Annotated in this window: 1 protein-coding gene; it reads left to right on the plus strand. The window is 52.1% G+C overall.

Annotated elements, in window-relative coordinates:
- Positions 1–145: 145 nt before the first annotated feature.
- Positions 146–384: hypothetical protein (locus AC1RPH_RS07970; RefSeq protein WP_481762052.1), on the plus strand; the 239-nt coding region annotated here is incomplete at its 3' end.

A 384-nucleotide genomic window follows, 5' to 3' on the forward strand; every position in this document is an offset into this window, starting at 1 on the left:
ATGCATCAAAACCCAAGGAGGCTGCATGAACGATGACCAACAACTATTGGCAGAGCGCGTCGGAGACGATGATGCTTGGACCCTGACCGTCACTGGGCCCGAAACAGATTCGGAGGATGGGTAGTCGGAAGATCGCCTCTACGCATTGTACGCAACTCCGGTCCGTAACGGATACTGGAACACGCAAATCACGCTGGCTGCTGTCGAGCTGGGTTCAGGTGAGGGTGATGAGGACATCGAATTCAGTGATGAGATTTACACTGTGTTTGCATACTCGTCACCGGAGCGTGAAGACGGCATCAACGAAATACTGTGTGGGATGCTACAGATTCTTCAGGTGCACAACGTAGACAATCCTGTTGACTTGGTTCATCGCTATGGTGG

Source organism: Dellaglioa sp. CoH-57-MRSF-16 (assembly GCF_056782055.1).